The 20,602-nt window shown below is 51.7% G+C and carries 16 protein-coding genes and 2 pseudogenes; 6 read left to right on the top strand and 12 right to left on the bottom strand.

Annotated elements, in window-relative coordinates; genetic code table 11:
* Nucleotides 1-148: 148 nt before the first annotated feature.
* The gene (locus PuT2_RS08135) at nucleotides 149-1,705 is read left to right on the top strand and encodes a diguanylate cyclase domain-containing protein (protein WP_093970503.1); all 1,557 of its coding nucleotides are present in this window, start codon (nucleotides 149-151) and stop codon (nucleotides 1,703-1,705) included.
* On the opposite strand, the gene PuT2_RS08140 is transcribed toward PuT2_RS08135, so the two are convergent.
* The 4 genes from PuT2_RS08140 to PuT2_RS08155 form a co-directional block, all read right to left on the bottom strand.
* Nucleotides 1,706-3,814 carry a TIGR03768 family metallophosphoesterase gene (locus PuT2_RS08140; RefSeq protein ID WP_216820807.1) on the bottom strand — a complete coding sequence of 703 codons (2,109 nt, stop codon included), beginning with the start codon at nucleotides 3,812-3,814 and terminating at the stop codon, nucleotides 1,706-1,708. It lies immediately after the preceding gene.
* Nucleotides 3,815-3,820: 6 nt separating this feature from the next.
* On the bottom strand, nucleotides 3,821-5,743 hold the full coding sequence (locus PuT2_RS08145; protein WP_093970504.1) for an FUSC family protein: 1,923 nt from the start codon (nucleotides 5,741-5,743) through the stop codon (nucleotides 3,821-3,823).
* A complete protein-coding gene (locus PuT2_RS08150) occupies nucleotides 5,740-6,210 on the bottom strand; it encodes a MarR family winged helix-turn-helix transcriptional regulator (protein ID WP_093970505.1) in 471 nt (156 codons plus the stop codon). Before PuT2_RS08150 ends, PuT2_RS08145 begins: the two co-directional genes overlap by 4 nt.
* Nucleotides 6,211-6,314: 104 nt before the next feature.
* A complete protein-coding gene (locus PuT2_RS08155) occupies nucleotides 6,315-7,241 on the bottom strand; it encodes a LysR family transcriptional regulator (protein WP_093970506.1) in 927 nt (308 codons plus the stop codon).
* Between the two features lie 138 nt (nucleotides 7,242-7,379).
* On the opposite strand from PuT2_RS08155, the gene PuT2_RS08160 reads away from it, so the two are divergent.
* Nucleotides 7,380-8,018, top strand: coding sequence for an NAD(P)-dependent oxidoreductase (locus PuT2_RS08160; RefSeq protein ID WP_093970507.1), 639 nt, complete (start codon nucleotides 7,380-7,382; stop codon nucleotides 8,016-8,018).
* Nucleotides 8,019-8,034: 16 nt separating this feature from the next.
* A complete protein-coding gene (locus tag PuT2_RS08165) occupies nucleotides 8,035-8,694 on the top strand; it encodes a DsbA family protein (protein WP_158214025.1) in 660 nt (219 codons plus the stop codon).
* 37 nt (nucleotides 8,695-8,731) lie between these two features.
* Here the strand turns inward: PuT2_RS08165 and PuT2_RS08170 are convergent, their stop codons facing one another.
* Nucleotides 8,732-9,280, bottom strand: a complete 549-nt coding sequence (locus tag PuT2_RS08170; protein ID WP_093970509.1) for a GNAT family N-acetyltransferase — start codon at nucleotides 9,278-9,280, stop codon at nucleotides 8,732-8,734.
* 96 nt (nucleotides 9,281-9,376) lie between these two features.
* Between PuT2_RS08170 and PuT2_RS15830 the strand changes: the two genes are divergently transcribed.
* Nucleotides 9,377-9,517, top strand: coding sequence for a hypothetical protein (locus PuT2_RS15830; protein ID WP_158214026.1), 141 nt, complete (start codon nucleotides 9,377-9,379; stop codon nucleotides 9,515-9,517).
* Between the two features lie 388 nt (nucleotides 9,518-9,905).
* Here PuT2_RS15830 and PuT2_RS08175 read toward each other — a convergent pair whose 3' ends face one another.
* Entirely contained in the window at nucleotides 9,906-10,241 is a 336-nt protein-coding gene (locus PuT2_RS08175) for a hypothetical protein (protein WP_093970510.1), read from the bottom strand.
* A 495-nt stretch (nucleotides 10,242-10,736) separates the two neighbouring features.
* Between PuT2_RS08175 and PuT2_RS08180 the strand changes: the two genes are divergently transcribed.
* Both PuT2_RS08180 and PuT2_RS08190 read left to right on the top strand, forming a co-directional pair.
* Nucleotides 10,737-11,165, top strand: a complete 429-nt coding sequence (locus PuT2_RS08180) for a DUF6693 family protein (protein WP_254046972.1) — start codon at nucleotides 10,737-10,739, stop codon at nucleotides 11,163-11,165.
* Nucleotides 11,166-12,099: 934 nt separating this feature from the next.
* Nucleotides 12,100-14,673: an autotransporter outer membrane beta-barrel domain-containing protein gene (locus PuT2_RS08190; RefSeq protein WP_158214027.1), complete on the top strand. Its 2,574-nt coding sequence runs from the start codon at nucleotides 12,100-12,102 to the stop codon at nucleotides 14,671-14,673.
* 67 nt (nucleotides 14,674-14,740) lie between these two features.
* Here the strand turns inward: PuT2_RS08190 and PuT2_RS16210 are convergent, their stop codons facing one another.
* The 6 genes and pseudogenes from PuT2_RS16210 to PuT2_RS08215 form a co-directional block, all read right to left on the bottom strand.
* A complete protein-coding gene (locus tag PuT2_RS16210) occupies nucleotides 14,741-14,941 on the bottom strand; it encodes a hypothetical protein (RefSeq protein ID WP_371596570.1) in 201 nt (66 codons plus the stop codon).
* Nucleotides 14,942-15,021: 80 nt separating this feature from the next.
* Nucleotides 15,022-15,678: pseudogene (locus tag PuT2_RS08195) on the bottom strand (DNA/RNA non-specific endonuclease); the annotation flags it as partial.
* Nucleotides 15,679-15,834: 156 nt separating this feature from the next.
* The gene (locus PuT2_RS08200) at nucleotides 15,835-16,851 is read right to left on the bottom strand and encodes a hypothetical protein (protein WP_093970513.1); all 1,017 of its coding nucleotides are present in this window, start codon (nucleotides 16,849-16,851) and stop codon (nucleotides 15,835-15,837) included.
* 506 nt (nucleotides 16,852-17,357) lie between these two features.
* The gene (locus PuT2_RS08205; protein ID WP_371596572.1) at nucleotides 17,358-18,734 is read right to left on the bottom strand and encodes an oligosaccharide flippase family protein; all 1,377 of its coding nucleotides are present in this window, start codon (nucleotides 18,732-18,734) and stop codon (nucleotides 17,358-17,360) included.
* Nucleotides 18,735-18,746: 12 nt separating this feature from the next.
* Nucleotides 18,747-20,408 carry a glycoside hydrolase family 44 protein gene (locus PuT2_RS08210; protein ID WP_254046974.1) on the bottom strand — a complete coding sequence of 554 codons (1,662 nt, stop codon included), beginning with the start codon at nucleotides 20,406-20,408 and terminating at the stop codon, nucleotides 18,747-18,749.
* Nucleotides 20,386-20,602, bottom strand: a pseudogene (locus PuT2_RS08215) (hypothetical protein); the annotation flags it as partial. The pseudogene PuT2_RS08215 and the gene PuT2_RS08210, both read right to left, overlap by 23 nt.

Below are 20,602 nucleotides of genomic sequence, written 5' to 3' on the forward strand. Positions count from 1 at the left end.
GCGCCGACGTTGCATTGTATTTCAGGTTATTGTCCATGAAAACGCAAAAGACTTAATGCATAAACACCGTCTGGAACCCACTAAACTATCGTTGGTGTTCTAACGATGCCGGTGTAAACTGGATTATTTGTAAGCGCCTGTTACGGCCATGCATCTACCCACGCTCCTCATCCTGAACATTGCCCTAAGCGTCGTCGTGGGTTTGACGCTTTCCTATACCGCTAATCGTCAATTCAAAGAACTATACCTGTGGGCAGGGGCCATTGGCATCCAGGCCCTGGGCTACGCCCTGAGCATGCTGCGCGGTCAAATCGACGACATGTGGTCAATTGTGTTGGGCAATTGCGCCTTCGCGATCAGTCTGGCCCTGATGGCCGAAGGTATTTATCACTTCCAAAAAAGCAAGCCCTTGCGGTGGCTGATCTGGCTACCGGTACCGCTCACATTTGTATTGTTCAGTGTGTTCATCGACGACATGCGGGCCCGTTTGCTATACGGCGGCCTGCTGCTTGCGGTGCAAATTGCTGTGGCAATCTGGTTGCTGGCACGACGACACCAACACACTGCTGGACGCGGCCAGTACGTCATGATTCTGGGGTTTACGGTGGCATTGGCTGGCCTTGGACTAAGGGTATCGCTTGCCATCAACAATACCGGGCCCGAGACCTTTATGGACCCGAACCACGCCTTCAACTTGATCTTTCTGGGCAATATGCTAAGCCTGCTACTGGTAACGGTGGGTGCAGTCATGATGGTTCAAGAACGTATTCAGCACGCCTTGGTGGCCAGCGAAAACCGGTATAAACAACTCATCGAGTCTGCCCAGGAAGGCATCTGCATCTTGATTGACGAGCGTTGCCGTTTTGCCAATGAACGCATGGCGGCCCTATTGGGTGTTTCTGTAAAGCAGTTGCTGGACAGCATGCTGGCAGACCTGGTTGACCACGATGACCAACCCTTGCAAAAGATGTATCGTCAGGCCCAGGCGCCGGGAACAACACATGTTCAGACTTACGATGTTCGGCTACGCACGGCTCACGCTGGGGTGCGTTGGTTCAGCATCAGCGGCGTGGGCTTGCAATGGCAAGATCAAGACGCAACCCTCGTTTTCCTGACCGATATCCATGAACGTAAACTAGCGGAAGAACAAGTACGTCAGTTGGCCTACCATGATGACCTGACGCGCCTGCCCAATCGCCGTCAATTCATAGACCGGCTAACGCAAGTACTTGCCCTGCATCAACAGGTTGGCGGCCACTTGGCGCTAATGTTCATCGACCTTAACAAGTTCAAGGCCTTGAATGACGAATACGGACATCATGCCGGTGATCAAGTCTTGATAGCGGTGGCACAACGCCTGCGCGAAGTAGTGCGTGCAAGCGACCTGGTCGCCCGATTGGGCGGCGACGAATTCGTCGTGTTGCTTCAGGGCCTGAGTGAAGATGCGACGTGTGCGAAAGAACAAGCCGGCCAAATCGGTAACACGCTGCATGAAATACTGGCGGAGCCTTACGAGCACATTTTTAACGACGAAACCCACCTGCCAGTCACTTGCTCGATATCAGCCAGTATTGGCATACACCTGTTCGAACGCACAAAAATATCGGCAGAAGTACTGCTGAACGCTGCAGACACCGCAATGTACCGCGCAAAAAAAGCGCCCACCCGCGGCGTGCAATTTTTCGATGCGGACGACGCCAGTTAATCAAATGAGCCTGTTCATGACCTCGATCATTTTTGGGGTGAGCTGCTTGAACAGTTCGGCGTTGTACGACGCACAATAAGGCACCCCTTCCACATCACCGTAATGAATGCTCGGATCAAGGCTGCCATCCTGCGCGCGCGTTGGGTCTACGCTGTCGACCTTGAGCTTGGTTCCGGGGAAATATTGCACATTCGGCGCGTTGCTACGCAACGGTGTCTGACAAATCTGGTGCTCGGCAATGGCATACTTGCGTGACGTTGCCGCCGGGGTTCCATCAGCGACTTCCGGGTCGACATTAATCGCACTGATAGAGACCGTGCCGTCTGAGTTGAAATAGATATCGAAGGTACGAAATTGCTGCGGAAAATGCTGCAGTGATGAGGTTTCGACCTGCCAAAAACTTTTCTCTGGCACCAATTGTCCCGCATCGCCATACGCGGGCAAAGCCTTGACCGTGTTCAGGTGACGATGCCCAGCCATCCACATCACCAGATTAGGTGTGTCTTGTAGTTTTTTGATGAGCTCGGGTAAGGTCACCGCGTTGTCGATGATGGCGTTGGGATCATTCTGTTGCGGCGTGTTTTGCCCTTTGGGATTCCACCATTCCATCAAACTACCGCTGGCAGCGACAGCAATAGGAATATGTGCCGCAATAACCATCAACTGATTATTAACTTGGCCCGCATCGAGTTCATCCTGCAACCACCGCCAACGAACCTCATCAAGAAAACCATGGCCATGAATATCGCGTGATCCGTCAGTTTCCAACTGTGTGTTATCCAACACAATAACCTTCAACGGAATTTCAGGCCGGGGCACAAAGCTATAACAGGCAAAACCGTCCTGGCTGCTACGTAAGGCTTCGGGCACTAGACCAAACCCGTGACCTTTGGGTTGCGTGGTGGTATTGAAGAATTCGTCAATCCACTCGCTTCGAAGCAAAGCGCGCCGGTTGGGATCTGCGGCGACCTTAGGGGGCGAAGCAAAATCTTCCTTCTTGCCCGCATACTTGATAGCCCCGTAGGGGCTGGAGCCATCAACCACACCCATGTAAAAGGTGTTGCCTGCAATGCCCGTAACCGGGTCGTTCAGTGTTACCGGTGAAGTACCCGCGATACTGGCCTGGATGTCATAAATGACGGGCGGCAACGCCATTGGCTTGGACTTTGCTGCGTTGGGTATCAGTACATCGCCAACCGCCCAAACCTGATCGCTAACATAGCTTTCGCGGATGCCAAGGCTCGGGTCAGCATCGACGGGCACCGAGCCAATGAAAAAGTGATCATGGTTACCTAATACCTGGTACCACGGAATCGATGGATTCAAGCCGGCTGCCTGAAAAGGCTTCTGATAGTCGACCGTATCGGCCCCCAGGTGCGCTCCCGAGCTAGGCGTAATCGACTTTCCATCGATCACGTCAATATACATACGTACTTCGTTGTAGCGCGCACTGTCGCAAACGTCACCCAACGAAATGCCGAAATCGAAGGGGCTTTGATCGTGCAAGGCATTGACGGTCTGGATGGTGGCATCGAGCATTTGCGTGGTGTACGAAATTACCGGCGAATAAATCGATGTCATCCGACTGCCGTGTACAGAGTCAGCCTGCTGAATGTAAATAAGTTGGTTAGGTGCTTCTTTATCTGTGATGTGTACGTCAGTTATGGCAAAAAAACTGGCCAGCTTGGCGCGTTTTTTGGGTGCCGTGTAGCCAGCAGCACGGCTCAGTAAATCGTAGCGCGACACCACGGGAAGGCCATTGCCCATCTGGTATTGGCCATACCCGAACATATCGTAGTCCTGCACCTGGCTTAACTCGGTTGGGTGCAGGCCGACACTCGACTTCAACGATGAAACAGGCGCCGCCTTGACGTCGAAGGCCAGCATTTGATCGGTCGTTTTCTTAACCTTGCCAGCGTCGATAGGGTAGCGTTGAAGCGAAGTATTGCCGTCACTTGCTGCAAAGGCCTTGGGGACAGCCCCAAAACAGAACCCAGCGGCAAAACCAAACGAATACTTGATGAATTGACGCCGGCTGAATCCAGCTTCGCCCGAGCCTTCATTAATGGTCGACCCCGTTGGGTTCATCTGATAGTAGGACGATTTCATCTTTGATCACTTTTGCTGAAAAAATGGCAAATTGTCTGCCAGTTGCTGACTCGCTCGTTCAAACAGAATAGCCTCATTTGGCGCCTGAGGTGACAAGACTGCAGCCGTGCGTCTCAACGCCGGCACAACGCGCTCAGGGTTCTGGCTAAGGCGAGATATCCGCTTGAGCAATGCGCGCAGACGGCGCCTAAGACGCTGTGTTGACGACGGTCGCTCAAGCATTTCATGCGCGAGAAAGATGGCATTACCAAGGGTCAGCACCGCAACGCCCCCCTCAATTGCAGGCACATTGGGGTAGCCGTTCCTAGTCCCCCATGCCACCAGGCGCATTAAACGATGATACAAACGAGCCCGCCAGATGTTGCGACGCTTAGATGCATTCGATGCCCCCGCCAGGTTCTGTAGTTCCTGCACCATCATGTGCATCAGCGTTTGCATCCGACGCCGGGCATCTGTCGGATAAACAAGCCGGTACGCTACAAACGCAAACAGCGGCGCGCACAGCACAGCGACAGCGGTCGCCAACGATAGCCGCAGGTTGTCAGCGAGCGGATAAGCAGGTTGCAACAGCAAAAGCATCACCATGTTGTAGTCAAAGCCGCTTGCCATCGTTCGACGATGTGAGATAACAAATGCCCCCAGCAAGATGAACGGCACCATCATGATGAGAAGTTGCGCCTCGCTGGTGGCGAGAGGCCACGCCAACCAGCGACAGGCCAGAGCACCAGCAACGCCCATGACCTGACCCGCGATAACCGCGTGCATGGTCCTGGCCGGATTGTCGAACGTGGAAAACAGAGTGATCATGACCGACGTGCCGAGCAACATGTAGGCCGCCTCATTCCAGCCGGTCCACCACCAGAAAACACCAATGAGCAACATAGCCCCGCCGGCGCGTAGCAATGCGTGGCGGGCGCCTACCCAGTCCCGATGCAATACAACCAGATGCGCTCGTCTTGAGGTCGTCGGGCTATCGTCCTGAACCTGACGCCCGTCTGGCAATAGGGCTGCAAGCCTTTCAATCAGCGGACGAATGTGCATCAAGAGCTGTTCAGGAGAGTCGTCAGGTGGACCGAGAGCGTCTCGGACTACCCTGAAAGCGCCACCGGTTTCCAGCGTTTGCGCTGCCTGCTCCAGGCGCAATGCCAAATCGTCGTTTGCCTTTAATTCCTGCGTCGCTTTAAGCCAGAGCAGTACGGATACATGGCTGGAGAGAAGCGCGCGAAAGGCATGTATCGAGCGCTTCGAGCGCCACGAGCCCGCACCTTGCATGTCAAGCGACTCTTCGACCATCGCGACCTCTGCAAGCAATGTATGTTCATCGGTGGTACTTGAGCCTGAACTACCGCGTAAGCGAGACGCAACGTGTCGAAGCAATCGCCCGGAGAGTTGACGCAGGCTATCGGCCAACAGGTCTTCGGAAGAACGGCGAGCAAAGAACCAACCGGCAAGCAAGGCAACCGCTACGCCTGTCAGTACTGTCAGCATCCGATCCGCGCCCAGTGCAATGATGCTTTCCGGATGTGGAGAGCCCAGCAACGCCACCATGGCAGCGGAATAACCCGCGAGTATCGTTCCATAAGACACGAAGCCGCGCTGCACATTACCAATGCCGACGCACACTGCGCTCCACATAGCCAAACCAGCGACCAGGATCAATACCTGACCATTAGCCAGAGCCACCAGCGCCATACCGACCAGGGCGCCGATTATCGTGCCGGCAACGCGAAACAGGCCCTTCTCGATCAGATGCCCGCGCGTCGATTGTGAAGCAACCCAAACCGTCATGCCTGACCATTGAGGATGCTCCAGGCCCAGCATCCAGGCAATGAACACAGCCAGGCAGCAAGCCACCGCAGTACGCAAATAAAAGCCCAGCCGCGATAGGTCAAAGCCCCACCGGGCCATGGCGTTGGTCAGCCCGCTCACCTTGGCTCCTGTTGCGCGTCCAGAACGCTCTGAACACGCACACTGATTTTTGCGAAGGCATCGCTGAGTATTGCAATATCAGCGTCACTGACGTCGGCCAACATTTCCAGCTCGATTTTCGTCAGCACCCGCTGGATATCGCGGATTGCCCGACGACCGTCAGGCGTGAGGAAAATGCGCTTGGCACGACGGTCATGGGGGTCTTCTCGTCTTTCGATCAGCCCCTGGGTGCAGAGGATATCGAGCAGCCGAACCAGGCTCGAACCGTCGAGGCCAACCCGGACAGCAAGCTCTTTCTGCTGAATGCCATCGCCGGATTCGTGCAGGTGCATCAGCGGCGCCCAGGTCGCATCGGTCAGACCGGCCTGTGCCAGCCTGGAGTCGAGCGCGCGCCGCCAGCGTCTTGCGAGTTCGACAAATTGGAAACCAAAGCGTTTGCGCGAAGAGGAAGAGGAAGAGGACGTCATCTGATAATTCTATGCCCAATTAGTTTGCAATACAAATTATTTTGCATAAAATCTAATTCAGCTTAATGACGATTTCTAGCCCGCTTTCTACATTGCGTATCTGGCTAAATAGACTTTGGCGTGGGCTTTAGCTCGTTCAGGTATTGCCGATAAAAGTCGATAAAGCTGCGGACTTTTGCCGATACCTGTCGCCCCGGGGGATACACCGCATAAATGCCTCCAGACGGCAAAGACCATTCCGGAAGCAGACGAACCAACCGATTCGAGCCAATGCCCTCCTGCGCATTGAACTGGTCCAGTACCGAAACACCAACATGCTGCTGGAGTAGCGAACGCAGTGCGCCAGGCGAGTCGACTCGGAAGCGCGACTTGATGTGGATGGTTTTCGCTTCACCCGTGTTGCCATAGAACTTCCACGTAAAAGGCGTTGGAAGCAGCGTCAGTGCCACCCAATCGAAACTCAACAGATCCTCCGGCGTATTCGGGGGCTTGACACGCTGCAGGTAGGCCGGCGACGCGACAACATACTGCTCAAACTCACCAAGTTTCACTGCGCGAAACGAGGAGTCCGCAAGCCAGCCAAGACGAATAGCGACGTCTATCCCCTCCTCGATCAAATCGGTAACGCGGTCGCTCGTGCGCAGGTCAATGGTGAGATGAGGATGGCGATGTGCAAATAGCGCTAAGGCAGGTGCCAGTATCAACGCCGTATGATCGACTGTGCTGCTGATTCGAAGCGTGCCCGAAAGATCCTCTTTTCTGGATCCGGCGCGCTCAATGGCTTCTATCAGCTCATGCAGTAATGGCCGGCACTCTTCGTACAGTGTCTGCCCAGCGTCGGTCAAGGCCACCTTTCGGGTAGTGCGGCTAAAGAGTGCAACGCCTAATTTGGATTCAAGCCGCCCGATTTCAACGCTGACTTTAGCCGTCGCAACGCCAAGGCGCGCGGCAGCGGCGGTGAATCCACCCGTCTGCGCTACAGCCTCGAACACTAACAGGTCATTCAGATCAATTTTTCCCGGGAGCGCCATAAATCACCTGATTTTTAAGAAATCTATAAAAGTAAATTATGAATTGATCCGTGTTTCTATTCAATGGATTATGTGATGATGCTTCACATCGGCAGGCTGAATCGCCGCCATCCCTGATTATTAAGACGGAGAAACATGATGAAAATTGCAATTATTGGTGCTACCGGTTTTGTCGGCTCGGCGTTGCTACAGGAAGCAGTCACACGCGGCCACGAAATTACCGCGCTCGTGTCGACCCCGAGTAAAGTCCCCGCCTCCGACAAAGTGACTGCATCGCAGGTTGATGTCATGATGCAAGACAGCTTGACCGATAAACTTAAGGGCCACGATGCCGTTATCAGCGCATTCAGCGGCCATGCGCAAACTGATGTGCTCGGCTATTACGTCAAGGGTATGCATTCCATCATTTCAGCGGCCAAGGCAGCGGGTGTTCCCCGACTATTGGTCGTCGGTGGCGCGGGCGGTCTGGAAGTTGCGCCAGGTGTCCAGCTTATCGACACACCAGAATTTCCAGTCCAATGGAAAGGGACCGCAGAGGGGGCGCGCCAGGCGCTGAACCTGCTACGCGCTGAGGACGAGCTAGACTGGACTGTATTGGCGCCATCGGCTCACATCGAGCCTGGTGAGCGCACCGGCAAGTTCCGCCTCGGCAAAGACCAGTTACTAACCGATGAGAGCGGCAAGAGCCATATTTCCCTTGCAGACTACGCCGTTGCAATGATGGATGAACTGGAACAGCCAGCGCATTCACGCAGCCGTTTCACGGTGGGTTACTAAACCACAGAGACTAACAATGAAAAAAGTACTTCATTACATTTATGACCCCCTTTGCGGGTGGTGCTACGCCGCAGAAGCGTTGGTGGAAGCGGCAGCCAGTCGCGCAGCCGGCCAATTTGAAATCGAGCTACACGCAGGCGGGCTGTTCGCCAGGACTCACCTACCCGTCGCCACGCGTGACCACATCCGGATCGCTGATGCCCGTATTGGAGAAATGACCGGTCAAGTATTTGGTCAAGCCTATCTGAATGGTCTGCTGAACGACCCAGAGACGATATACGACTCAGCCCTGCCGATTCGCGGTGTATTGGCGGCCAATGCCATCAAGCCAGGTAGCAGTCTGCCGATGCTAAAAGCACTACAGCGAGCCCACTACCGCGACGGCATGCGCATCGTAGAAATACCGACAATCGCCCGGGTAGCCGAATCCATTGGTCTGGACACGGCACGGTTTACCGCGGCGTTTGAAGAGACGAATAAGGGCGCGCTGGCCAAACATCTGGAAAGCACGCACAGACTGATGCACGACGTCGGCGCGCGCGGCTATCCGACATTCGTTGCGCAAGTTGATCAGGGTTTCGAACGATTGCCCCACGAACGCTTTTACGGCAATGCGGAAGGCTTCGCAGAAATGGTGTCGGGCGTTCTGGGCAACGGCGTTTCCCCACAAAGCTAGGTGACTTAGGCCGCGTCCCACGTGTTCGGGCGCGGCTTCAGCAAGTTTGTCTTGGTGCCGTTCGCAGCATGTAAATCGCGTCAGGGCCGTAAGTAGCCAAGTTAGCTTGCTGCCTTGGGTCGTTCAACGCGTACGGCTGAAAACCCAAGCGCTGCCAATAGCCTTGCGAGCCCTGCACCGAAACAAGCGCCGCTTGCGCAATGCCACGAGCACTTGCTTGCGCCAGAAGAGTCTCGATCAGATAGCGCGCGACGCCCTGCCCGGATAGCAACGGCAGTACAGACACATCGTGCAAATAAAGCAATTGTTCAGTGTGCTCCGGCTCGGTAAAGTCGCCGTTCAGCGGCGTGACCTTTTCTAAGGCAGACCAGTAAGCGACTGCATAGGCATGCAGCCCGACATCGCCATCTCGCACCAAACCGATCGAGCACTGATATGCAACAGACAGGCGACGCGCGAAAACTTCACGGCTTTCAATAAACTCGTCGCCGTAACACACAGCTTGCACTTGCTGCACGCCGGGCACGTCGGTAGCCGTAAGGGCACGCACTCGCCAAGGTAGAGAAATTGCTGGTTGCAAGGTCATACAGCCATTTTACGTCGCGCAAGGCACAGGCGCCGATACGCCCTTCAAACAAGGAACTTATCCACACAAGCTGTGAATAACCTAATGGATAACCCTATGAAAACCAGAAAAGATGCTAGCGACACGGCGAATTACGTTGGCGTGGTCGATATGGGCTCATTTCTGCCGGTCAAAAACGCAGCGCCACCAAGCAGGCAAACCTCGATAAAGACACCAGAGAAGCAACTACCCGCCTGAAGGCTCACCTGCCTCGCGCGGCACCCCGGCCCGCGGTCTTTCGATCGTGCCCTGACTTCGCACTCTTAATACCACCACCAGTCCCCTGCCCGGGCCAACGAGCCTGTTTCAGAGCAGGTTTCGCGGCGACTGGCTTCGCTTTCTCGGGTGCTTTGTCTTTCGTATCCATTTCAATACCTCATGATCATGCGGCGAATGCACATTTGCCCTCGCCAACCCACCAGCATAGGCCATATCGACGAATAAAGCCCGTCTTAGTTTTGAACCAACACAAATCAAAGTTTTGGCGCCGTGTTTCGACGACTCACAGCAAGGCATATGGTGCTTTTGATCTGGACAATAAAAAACCGCCCGGAGGCGGTACGTTGCACTGCAACGAAGACAACGCTTACTCTGTAAACGTTAACTCGCCTACCTTGCAAACGTTCAAATCTGCGCGAATTGTCTCGGTTCCATCCTTGAACTCAGCCTTTACATCGAACATGCACTTGCCGCTACCATCGTCCATATTGATTTCCACGGACTCGCCAGGACCCAACACGTCCTCACCCAGAATATCTTCTTCCCAAGTAGAGGCGCCAACGGTGGAAGCATAAATCGCCACCATCGTCGTTTTTGTGCCGTTGACGATTGTCACGTTTTTGTCTGCAGCGATTGCTGACCCTGAAGCGAAAGCAGCGATTCCTACGAAAGCTGAAAATACAAACGCACGAACTTTATGCATAAATTACTCACATTATTAGAAAGATTATTTGCGGCATCAAATGGCCGGGCGAAATGTAACATAACGTTGGATAACTTACTTGCAAAATATTGCATCGTTGTCACGTTGTTACCACCACCCGGCCCCGCGCGGTGACTCACGTAGGCATCACGAATTCGAGAAATTTCATAAGTGGATATAGAACGATTCGCTTAACGAATATAAGCATTTCGCTTCTTAAAAAGTTAAGCACTTTGCTTTGTAATGGCCGAATATGAAATCTGCTACCGACGCCCGCCTAGAAAACTTTGAAACGCTAATTCTCACCCTAAACGTAATGAAAATTAAATTTTATTAGGGGATGATATAAGATTGATCGACAAGCAAAGCATCACCGGGCGTAAATTTGCCGCTCAGGCCACCGCGATCGTCATAGGACTGGTGCTTTAGATTATGTGCCTGCGGGATTAATTAACCCAGGGATAACCCATTACCACCACCTCAGCAGGAGCATACGTGTCACAACAGGAACTCAGCCAGCCTCAATCCGAAGCGTCGACAAACCAGTCACGCCAAACCTTCTTCGGAAATGCGTCACCAACATTCCAAAACCTTCAGCTGAAATCCGAGCTGGGTGCCTTTGACGTTCTGGGCCACCTGATTATTTGGCTATTACTGACATTCGTCACTTTTGGGCTAGCGCTGTTCGTCTTCCCCTACTACATGCAGCGTTTCATTATCAGCAAGACCTATGCGTTTGACGGGGAAGGCAGAAAGGTTGGTCGGCTCGTCTGCACGATTGATCTGGCCAGCATCATCGGCAACATCATCCTTTGGGCCATTATCAGCATCCTGACGCTGGGCATTGGCTACCTGGTGTTCTTGTACAAGATCACGGCGCATTGCATGACGCACACGAAGGTAGTCAGCGTGAATACTCTTTAACTGCGTACGCTGACGCAGCCATTTTGGCCGCACTACGGCACCTTACCCCGAAGTCACATGGAAGAGCCGTAGCTCAGTGCGCAATATAAACTCGTCATAACTGATCGGCCGACCTGCTATGGCATCCGGCCCATTCTCCTGCCAATGCACCCATGACCGCTTCGTCGTCGCGTCATAGACGACCTTGAACAGGTGCGTTGGCACGGCAACCTGCCCCACCACCATCCTCAGCGCTTTACAGCGTACACCCACGCTTTGAGCACATAAATGCAACCCTTGGCTCACACGATGTGCTTGCGCGTGCTTTTAATCAAACGCCAAACTTAGGCTCGCGAGAGCTCATTGCCTCTGCTTAACAGCAGCTTATACCGCTTAAAGCCCTAAAGAATATTTAATGTAGGCAGCCTGAAATCATACATCACATAAATACAAATAGATATTAGTAAATTCTATTACGACTCATATCGTGCATTTTTGGTACAAATTACAAAGCAAACGCCACAGGGAGAAAGTAGCAATCGTGCACCTGGCGGCGCGGGCGAAGCAGAAAAATGATCGAATTCCTAGCTTGGAGCGGCAATGATAAGTAATTGCGACACACCGGTTGTATTAACAAAAAAAAACCAATAACCCAAAAACACATCGAAAACTATTTGGGCTTAAAAATTTTAAATCGAGTCGTTTTCTACTCTCCCTGGGAGGGATGTTGTGCTCCCCTGCGGGATTTGCGGCCTGCGATCTCTCTAGCGCTCCGGCGAGCGGCTCAACTTTAATCTGCGAAGGCACGCGATCCACTCTTTCCAGTTATGACTTTAATAATAGGCAAAATGTCACCATCATAAATAACGGTGACTGGTCGACATCCGGTTCAACCCTAGGCGTTATCCATGCGTTCGGTGACCTTAGTGGCCTATCGATCACAAACAATGGCACCATGAGTTGGTACAACGCAGTTTATGGAGGTGGAGGCGTTGGCCTACGAAACATCATCAACGCATATACCGCACCAAATAACAGCACCTCTCTCTCCGTGACAAATAATGGAAAATTATTTTTATCAGTCACAGACAATCTCGGGAATGACCGCAATTTTGGAGGAATGGGCCTGTACACGACAAATATAAATGCCAAGTCTTACTGGGTAAACACAAAAGAAATTGATATCCAATCCACCGCTAATAAACTGGGCGCTATTGGCGCAATTATCGGGGGCGTGATTTCGTCTGCAGAGTCCCATGCCAGCAACACAGGAACCATCAAGATCCGAGGCTCTGGAGCAGTTAGCCTGTTCGGCCTTTATATTTCTTCTACTAGAGCACAAAGCGGAACCAACTCTACTTTCACAAACTCTGGACTTATTGAATTAGACAACCAAAATCCAAACGCTGAAACAGTAGGCGTAGCACTTGAGATTGCAGGTACCAACGTGGATGCAACAGCCTCAAGCACTACGTTTGAAAATTCTGGCACGGTAAAAATAAACAACTCATCAAGCCAAGCCAAAAACATTTCCCTTGATGGGCAGCAAAGAAACAGTCGATTTAACCTAAAAAACTCAGGGAAAATATTAGCTGCCACACAAGATGATACTAGTATTTATGCAAGCGCTAATGCAGTTTTAAATAATAGTGTTCTAGTTAATATCGAAAACACTAACGAGATCTTCGGCAAAATAATTGCTGAGAACACCACTGACGCACTCAAGCAAACATCCGGAAGTATTCGTGGCGACATATCATTAGGCAGCGGCAATGACACCCTCGAAGCCACAGGGGGGTTATTAACCGGGAAAATTTTGATGGGTGATGGAGATGATGAGGTAAAACTTGGAGACACAATCAACATCAGCGCTGTTCCTCAGATAGACGGTGGCTTAGGAACTGATACCCTAAACGTCACGAACATGACGATCCGCGGTTTCACCGCTGCAAGTAATGATGGTACCGGAAATCTAAATGAAACAAATAATATCAACGTTACTGGCTGGGAAAAAATCAATCTTAACAACAGCAGATTTACCCTAACTGGCAATGCCTTCGCCAGTACAAACACGGGTGTTTTGACGCTATCTAACGATGCCGTGCTGGGCATAGATAGCAGTAAGACCTCCCCTACCACGATCTATGGTGAAACCTCCAGTACAAACAGCACGATTACGCTAAACACTAATAGATTAGGTGACGTACTTACGTTAGATGGAAATTATTCCGCCACTAACGGAAAACTACTGGTCGAAACAGAAATGGGTGGTGACAATAGCGCCACCGATAAGCTTATTATTAGCGGTAGAGCAACTGGAAAAACTCAACTTGTCGTTAAAAATATTAACGGGCGAGGCGCAGCTACTGACCAAGGCATTCAGGTTATTCAGACCGGACAATCCGAGGCAAATGACACTTTCTTCTTGGCAGGGAATTATGTTTCAGCAGGCGCTTATGACTACTCACTAAATTTGCGCCAAAAAAATACGGCAAAAAACAACAGCAATTTCGACAATTGGTATCTAGAAAGTCGCCTCAGCCAAACCAACCCAACAGCTCAACCCACTCAACCCACTCAACGAGTCTATTCTCCAAACGTTGGCTCATATATCGCCAATGAGCTAGCAGGAAATTTTTTGTTTAACACCAGGCTGGAAGATCGCGAAGGCGCCAGCCGTTATCAAGATCTTGAAAAGAAACAGAATAATGTCTGGATGCGAGCTTACGGCAGCCATCAAAAATTCGATAGCGTATCTGATCAATTGAATACAAAAGGCAATAGCTTCGTCTATCAACTTGGGATCGGTTTAATTAAGCCCAGCCCCAATAACCAATTCAATATCGGCCTGATGGGGGGATACGGAACATATAAGGGCGACACCTACTCCAACCTGACCGACCGCAAATCCTCCTCAAAGGTTAGTGGTTACAGCATTGGCGTATATGGCACCTGGTATGCTAACCCCGATGATCAACGAGGCGCGTACATTGATAGTTGGATTTTATGGAATCATTTTAAAAATAAAGTGACGACTGCGGACAAAGACCAGCTGAACTATAATTCATCAGGCATAACGGCCTCTATAGAGGTGGGAAATAATTATCTATTCAATGACTACGGCAATAAAACCTTGTGGATTCAACCCCAAGCGCAATTAACTTATCAAGGTGTACACGCGCATAACTTCAAGGATAGTCAAGCGGTTCCAATAAAGCATGGCGATAGCAACATTCAAGCTCGACTGGGGGTAAAAACTTACCTTGAAATACCGACAGACTCAAACCGGTTGACTAGCTACAGACCATACATTGCCCTAAACTATATTCATAACTTCAAACCACACTCCATTCGAATAAATGATGTCAATTATGAAGCTGAGGGCAACAAAAACTTAGGTGAAGTTAAACTTGGTCTTGAGGGAAAAATCACCAAAAATAGCCAAATCTGGATTAATGCCGGCTATCTTTTTGGAAAATCTTCATATCAATCATATCAGGGTAATATAGGCTGGCAGTACAATTTTTAATTAGGCTGATTGCAGTCCCCAGCACTTTTATCCGGTCAACATAAAGCCACCTGCAGGTGGCTTTATGTTACTGTTTCGACAACAACCTTAAAGCAACCTTCGCAGTAAACGCCTCGTATTCTATCGGCAGTCCCACCTCAGCATCCGGCCCATTCTCCTGCCAATGCACCCATGACCGCTTCGTCGTCGCGTCATAGACGACCTTGAACAGGTGCGTTGGCACGGCCACCTGCCCTGCTCCGATCCGCTGTGAATTGTTGGCATACACCGGCCCGGTAAATACATAANCACCTGCCCTGCTCCGATCCGCTGTGAATTGTTGGCATACACCGGCCCGGTAAATACATAAACGTCACCCTTGGCCCGCATGATGTATTTACGGGTGTCTTCCTCGATCTTGTTCCACGGCCCGCTGTTTTGACGCTGGTCTTGCGGCACTATATTGGCCAGGCTGAAACTTTGCGCCATGGCGTCGGGCGTGTGCATATCAGCCGCCGGTGCCATGTGGCCACGGGCGTAGCCGGAGCCCCTGTAATCATCCAGCTTGGCCCGCTCCGTCGCCGGCAAGCGCCCTTCCTCATAGAACCGATCCTGTCGCTCAACGCTTTTCGCCTGTTCCAGCATCTTACGATTCAGACGCTGGGCGACAAACACAGGCGTCTTAGTCTGGCCACTGTGTAAGATCGCGAACGACGAAAAACACAGCTCACGCAGCCCAGTAGCAGCCGGTACTGCCGGCGGTTTACCCGGAAAGAACTGCGGGCAGTTTTTGAACGAGGTTTGAATAAACCCGGATTTTGTCGCAACTGGCGGCTGGCGGGCTACGGTCGTGGCCACTCGGCCAATGTCAAAATGCTCGAGCCCGACCAGATGGGCCAGCTCCGGATTGAAAAGCGTGGTGAAAAATGCGAATGACGCTGCCGTCGAGGTCAGAAGTAAACGGAAGGATTTACGATTGGACGGCTTTCTGGAGGTCTTGCGTTTGCTGCTTCTACGTGTTGCCATGCGGCGAGATTATAGATGCCCCCAAAGAAATATCTTGATGGCGCAACACAACACGTGATCTTAGTTTTGATGCATTGCAGCCATAAGCGGATGGCTTTCTTAGGTGTGAAAGCCATCCGCCCGGTTGCAAGGCAGGGCCGCACAACCGGTTGGGTCTCAACGGATCTCAGAGCCCACATTAAAATATTTGTCTGACCTTAGCTCTTGCGCAAGCTCAGCGATCGGCAAAGTGTTTTCTTTGGAATGCACGCGGGCAGAGATAGCCGCAAGGTTTACCAAGGCTTCCTTGCACTCGCATCGCGTCAACTGCAGCTCTTTGCTGACCAGCATCAAAACCGTCGCGATCAACTGGTTTGGAGATTTCAAAAGCGTGCCTATGAAGTTCGATAAAACAGAACCAACAAGGGCCTTAGTTGAGTCATCGAGCTCAGAAAATCGCGTCACGCCTGATTCAATCAGTCGCCTAAAATCCTCTTCTCGACCAGAGGGAACGCAGGTTTCAATAAACGCGAAATAGTCTCCATCAAAGACTATAGAATCAACAGCAGACTCATTCTGTTCGTAAAAGGCTGCGCCATTTTCCTCAGGGTTTCCGCCGTTCTTCTTGAGCTCCAGCACTTTAATAGCTAATGGCCGCAGCTCGGATAATAGAGCTACATAACCACCGGCAATCCGATTGTGAGCAGCCATAATGTCTTGGAAGTCACGCTTGAGACTCTGAATGGCATCCCCACCTTCAGGCAAGGAATAAAGCGATGGGATCAACAAGTAGCGAGACGACGCCGCAGATTCGTAGAAATTGGAAATCCGTTCGCGGAATGTCACTAACCTTTCTTGGATATCGTCCAAACTAATTAGACCAGAGTCCAAATAACGAATCAGCGCATCTCTGCCACCTACCGCATATGCCCGATCTATGCGATTCTCGATATAAGTCCCGTCGGTCACAATCTGGTTGAAGCTGCCAGCCAAGTTAGAAATTACGCTATTAATGCTCTGCGCCACGACGGCACGAGCAGCGTCATTGATACCCCTCTGCCTTTCCTGTTCGCGCCGCAGCGCTTCATCTTTTCTGACCTTGCGTTGGTTTAAGAGCCACGATAAAAGAGCTCCGATAATAGTAAGGCTGGTCGCGATGTCAACGCCAAATTGAATGTTTCTAAAAACTTCCATTTTCTTCTAAGCACAAATTAAGGAAGACGAAATTTAGAACAAAAATCATCAAATGAAATGCCAGAGGTGAACCATATATATCAGCCATATCGAACCTTCAGCATCTGACGGGATCGCCTTCAGTTCGTAGGCGGCAATCCCCCATTTTTAACGATCGTTACAAATGGGGAATTACTGCGGAGCCGGCGGGATTCTGCGCAATTGTGTAACGATGCAGCTATGCAAAGAAACATAATCCAGTACACGCGTCGCACGGGTTTGTTCATCGCATCCCGTCTGAACTTCTTCTGGTAGCTGATGCCAGTTTTTCCGGATCAACTCGTAAGCGTGACGCTGACTCGCAAGACATTGCATCATCGCCTCGCGCGAAAATCCGTCTGCGACATTCGCGCGTTTTTGACAAAGAACGTTGTAATCGTAGCGAGGTGGATCTAAAGCCCCCTGACTCCAAGACAGAGGGCTGAACGCGCAGAGGGCTAAAATCAGAAGTGAGCGTGGCAGAAATTTCATGGCATATCTCGATCTCGATTGACACGATGAGCATCTTGAGCACTGACCATGGCGTCGGTTTTTGATCGCAAGAGACGGCATCCGATGGTGTGCCAGAGCCGCTGATGCGGCCGAACGCCCAGCAACCGTTGAACTTGCCAGGTTGCGATAGCCCCGTTAAGGAGAACCGCAAGCGCAATGGCCAAGGCGGCGCCACGAGCACTATCTAAAGGCACCAATATTGCCAGACCAACGAGCATCACGGTGACTGTCACGGCATTCAACCTGCTCAGTTCGCCCATATGCGATGTCATACCTAACAACTCTGGTAACGCAGTGAAGCAAACCGCAGCGATCTGGCCAATAGCCAGAATCCTCAAGATCGTGGCACCGTCGCCATAACCTTCCCCAAACAATGACAGCAGCGTTTGCGGAAAAATCAGCATACAGATCGTAATAGGCAACGCGATACACAGGACAATCCCAATGGCCTGGGCAGCATTTTGCTCCATACCATCACGATCACCTTTTGCATGCAGCGCCGCGAACCTCGGAACAGCCATCGCTGTAACAGCACTGATCAACAGGTTGACAATGAGTGCGATACGCCAGGCTAGCGCAAAAAGACCAACATCATGTGCGGTCGCATAAATACCCAGAACAATTGCGGGTGCCGTTGCAAGCAAGAGTTTATTAATTTCCAGGGTAAAGAGCGAAAGCCCTGGCCTTAAGAGGGCCGGTGGCGACTGTCCTGGCTGCGCTGTTGACGGCTGTTTTGACAGAACGTGCCAAAGCAGCAAGCCTCCGGTGACCGCTGCCAACATAAAACTCACCGCGATCAAGATCAGTGTCATGTTCACCGTGAGCGTTCCGGTAATGACTGCGGGCAAGGTGATCAGACAAAATATGGCAGGCCAGAGCCATGAGTAAATAGCCTGGCTAAATCCGACACGATGCAAACCGGCCAGCGCCCCGGCAAAAACCGCCCCGACATTCTGGGGAATCAATGTAAGCGCACCGAGTATCAAAGGAAATGCCAGATCGGGTTTGTTCAGTATTTCGCTCGCAAGGTAGCTGGCGCCCACAGCTAGCAAAAGCGCAGCTACACTTGACGCAAGCAGCACCAGACGCAGGGCATGCCAGATGCTGACTCGCGTGGTCTCATGTCGATCACAGGCGATGTCCATTGCCAGCTGCCTTGTCAACGCCTGATCAACACCGAGTCGCCCAAATCCGGCGAGTGCGGTCATAAAACTAAAGACGATGTAAAACCGCCCGGTATCAGTGACAGCCAGGGATGCTGCAATCAGCAGGTGAAACCCATAGCGAAACGGCAGATCAAGCATTCGTATGCTTAAACTGATCAGAGATCCCCGAGCCATGGACTGTTTCATATAGGAGTCGACCTACTGCTGCGCATGCAAAACGAAAAGCGTAACCGTCTGGGGGGGTAAGGTTGCTTGCAAGCGACTGTCCGTGTAGGACGTATCTTCCAGACGAGCCAGTTGATTATCGCGAAGTTGCCAGACTTCCACGCGACCGTGAGGCGTGTAGTTAAGAATTTCAAGCGTCGCATCAGCTTCTCGCTGGAGTTGCTTGTTGATGACCATGACCGTCATCGCATCATCCTGTTCACGCAAGGCCGCGAAGGCCGATACTTGGTCGGGATCGGGCGTTGTAGCGCCAATACTCAGGGAACCAAATTCGCCCCCTTGATCATCGTAATTGCGATATAACTTCATCGCCTTGTAAACGGGGGTGTCCGGGGCGGGCGCAGCCCAGCGCGTTGCGATATCAAGGCGTTCACGACCAAAAATACCCAAGAGATCTGCCTGGGCAGTCGCCCCGTTCATGAGTGTGTCACCGCCCCAGTTGTACTCTGTAAGTGCGATCGGTGTCCCAGGATGGTAGTACGTGTCAACCCATTGACGCATCCTGGGAATCAGGGCCACCACGTCGTTAATCCATGTCGGATCGCGATAGTTCAGATCCCATAGGTTGCGAGTCGAGCGATTACGGGCGAGCGCAACGTCTGTGGAGTCCGTGATTTCGGATTCGCTGTATTCACCGCTTTGTGGGTAAAAATGCAGACTGAATACGTCTACCGGTTTACCGGCACGTTTCCATTGAGTCAGCATCCAGGGAACATAGTCCATTCCGCCAGTCTGATTCGTGCGATCCGGGGTGTGATCCAATCCGTGAACAGATGAGTACTGCTGGTCAAAACCGCTGTAGTTGTAACCAAACCAACCCCACTCTTCCGGCGCCACGACCAAAGCATCCGGGTCGACAGCCTTGACGACATTGGAATATGCAATGACCTTGTTGGCAATTTCACTGGCGTGAGCCCCTGTCGGATGAATGTCGCGATGGGTGAGATGCCAAAGGCTAGGCTCATTATCCATGATGTAGTAACGCACACCGCCAGCATTGGCCTTGCCAAAACGTTGTGTCAGCCGCGCCACGCGCTCGAGTTCATCCTGCGGACCATGAGTGACAGATGCATCATCCGGATCGTTATTCGTGAGAAGGTCGCCATTCAACAGCACACCATTACCAGCATCGGCCAAGCCTTCAGCATCATTGTCCTGCTGCGCACCGTACTTTGCGATCGAAAAGCTGGAAAGACGCTCTCGATCTTTGCCAAGTTTGGCGACTCTGCCGATCATCGAAAGCGTCACCATAGGCTGTGCATTGGCCGCCTGGGTCAGCCTAACAAACTCCTCACCAAACTGATCATAAATATCATCGGGGTTCACTGGCAGACTTTGAAAGAACCAGTCTTTTCCTGCGTGACGAGCGTTCAAACGCCAGTTATACGCAGACGCACTGTTACCTCCGGACCGGTTGATCGGTGCCCTGAGGTCTTTCAACGTTTGCGTCGTACCGAAACTGACGCCATAAATAAGAGGACTGATCGGATGCCGGTTCACATTCGCATCAATCGTGATCGTCACGTCTAATGGAGAACTGGGACTGTCGGCCGCACTCTCTGTCACGACAAATAACGTAGCAAGCGCGATTGGCAAAATCAGCGAACGAAACTTATGAGTAAGCATTCGGGACATATAAAGGCCTGGACTCAGAAATGGTGTCAAGGTCACCTGCGAACCAGACATACACAAAAATTGCAAAAATGACCACACTTTCTCCTGGCGTAAGCGTGACCGGATAGAAAGGAGAAATCATCAGAACATAAATCAGGTAATCACGCAGCGAACCCAGAAAGTCATCTTCGACATAAGGAACCTCTGAACAAGTC

The sequence above is a fragment of the Pusillimonas sp. T2 genome (assembly GCF_002236805.1).
In the GTDB taxonomy this organism is placed as follows: domain Bacteria; phylum Pseudomonadota; class Gammaproteobacteria; order Burkholderiales; family Burkholderiaceae_B; genus Neopusillimonas.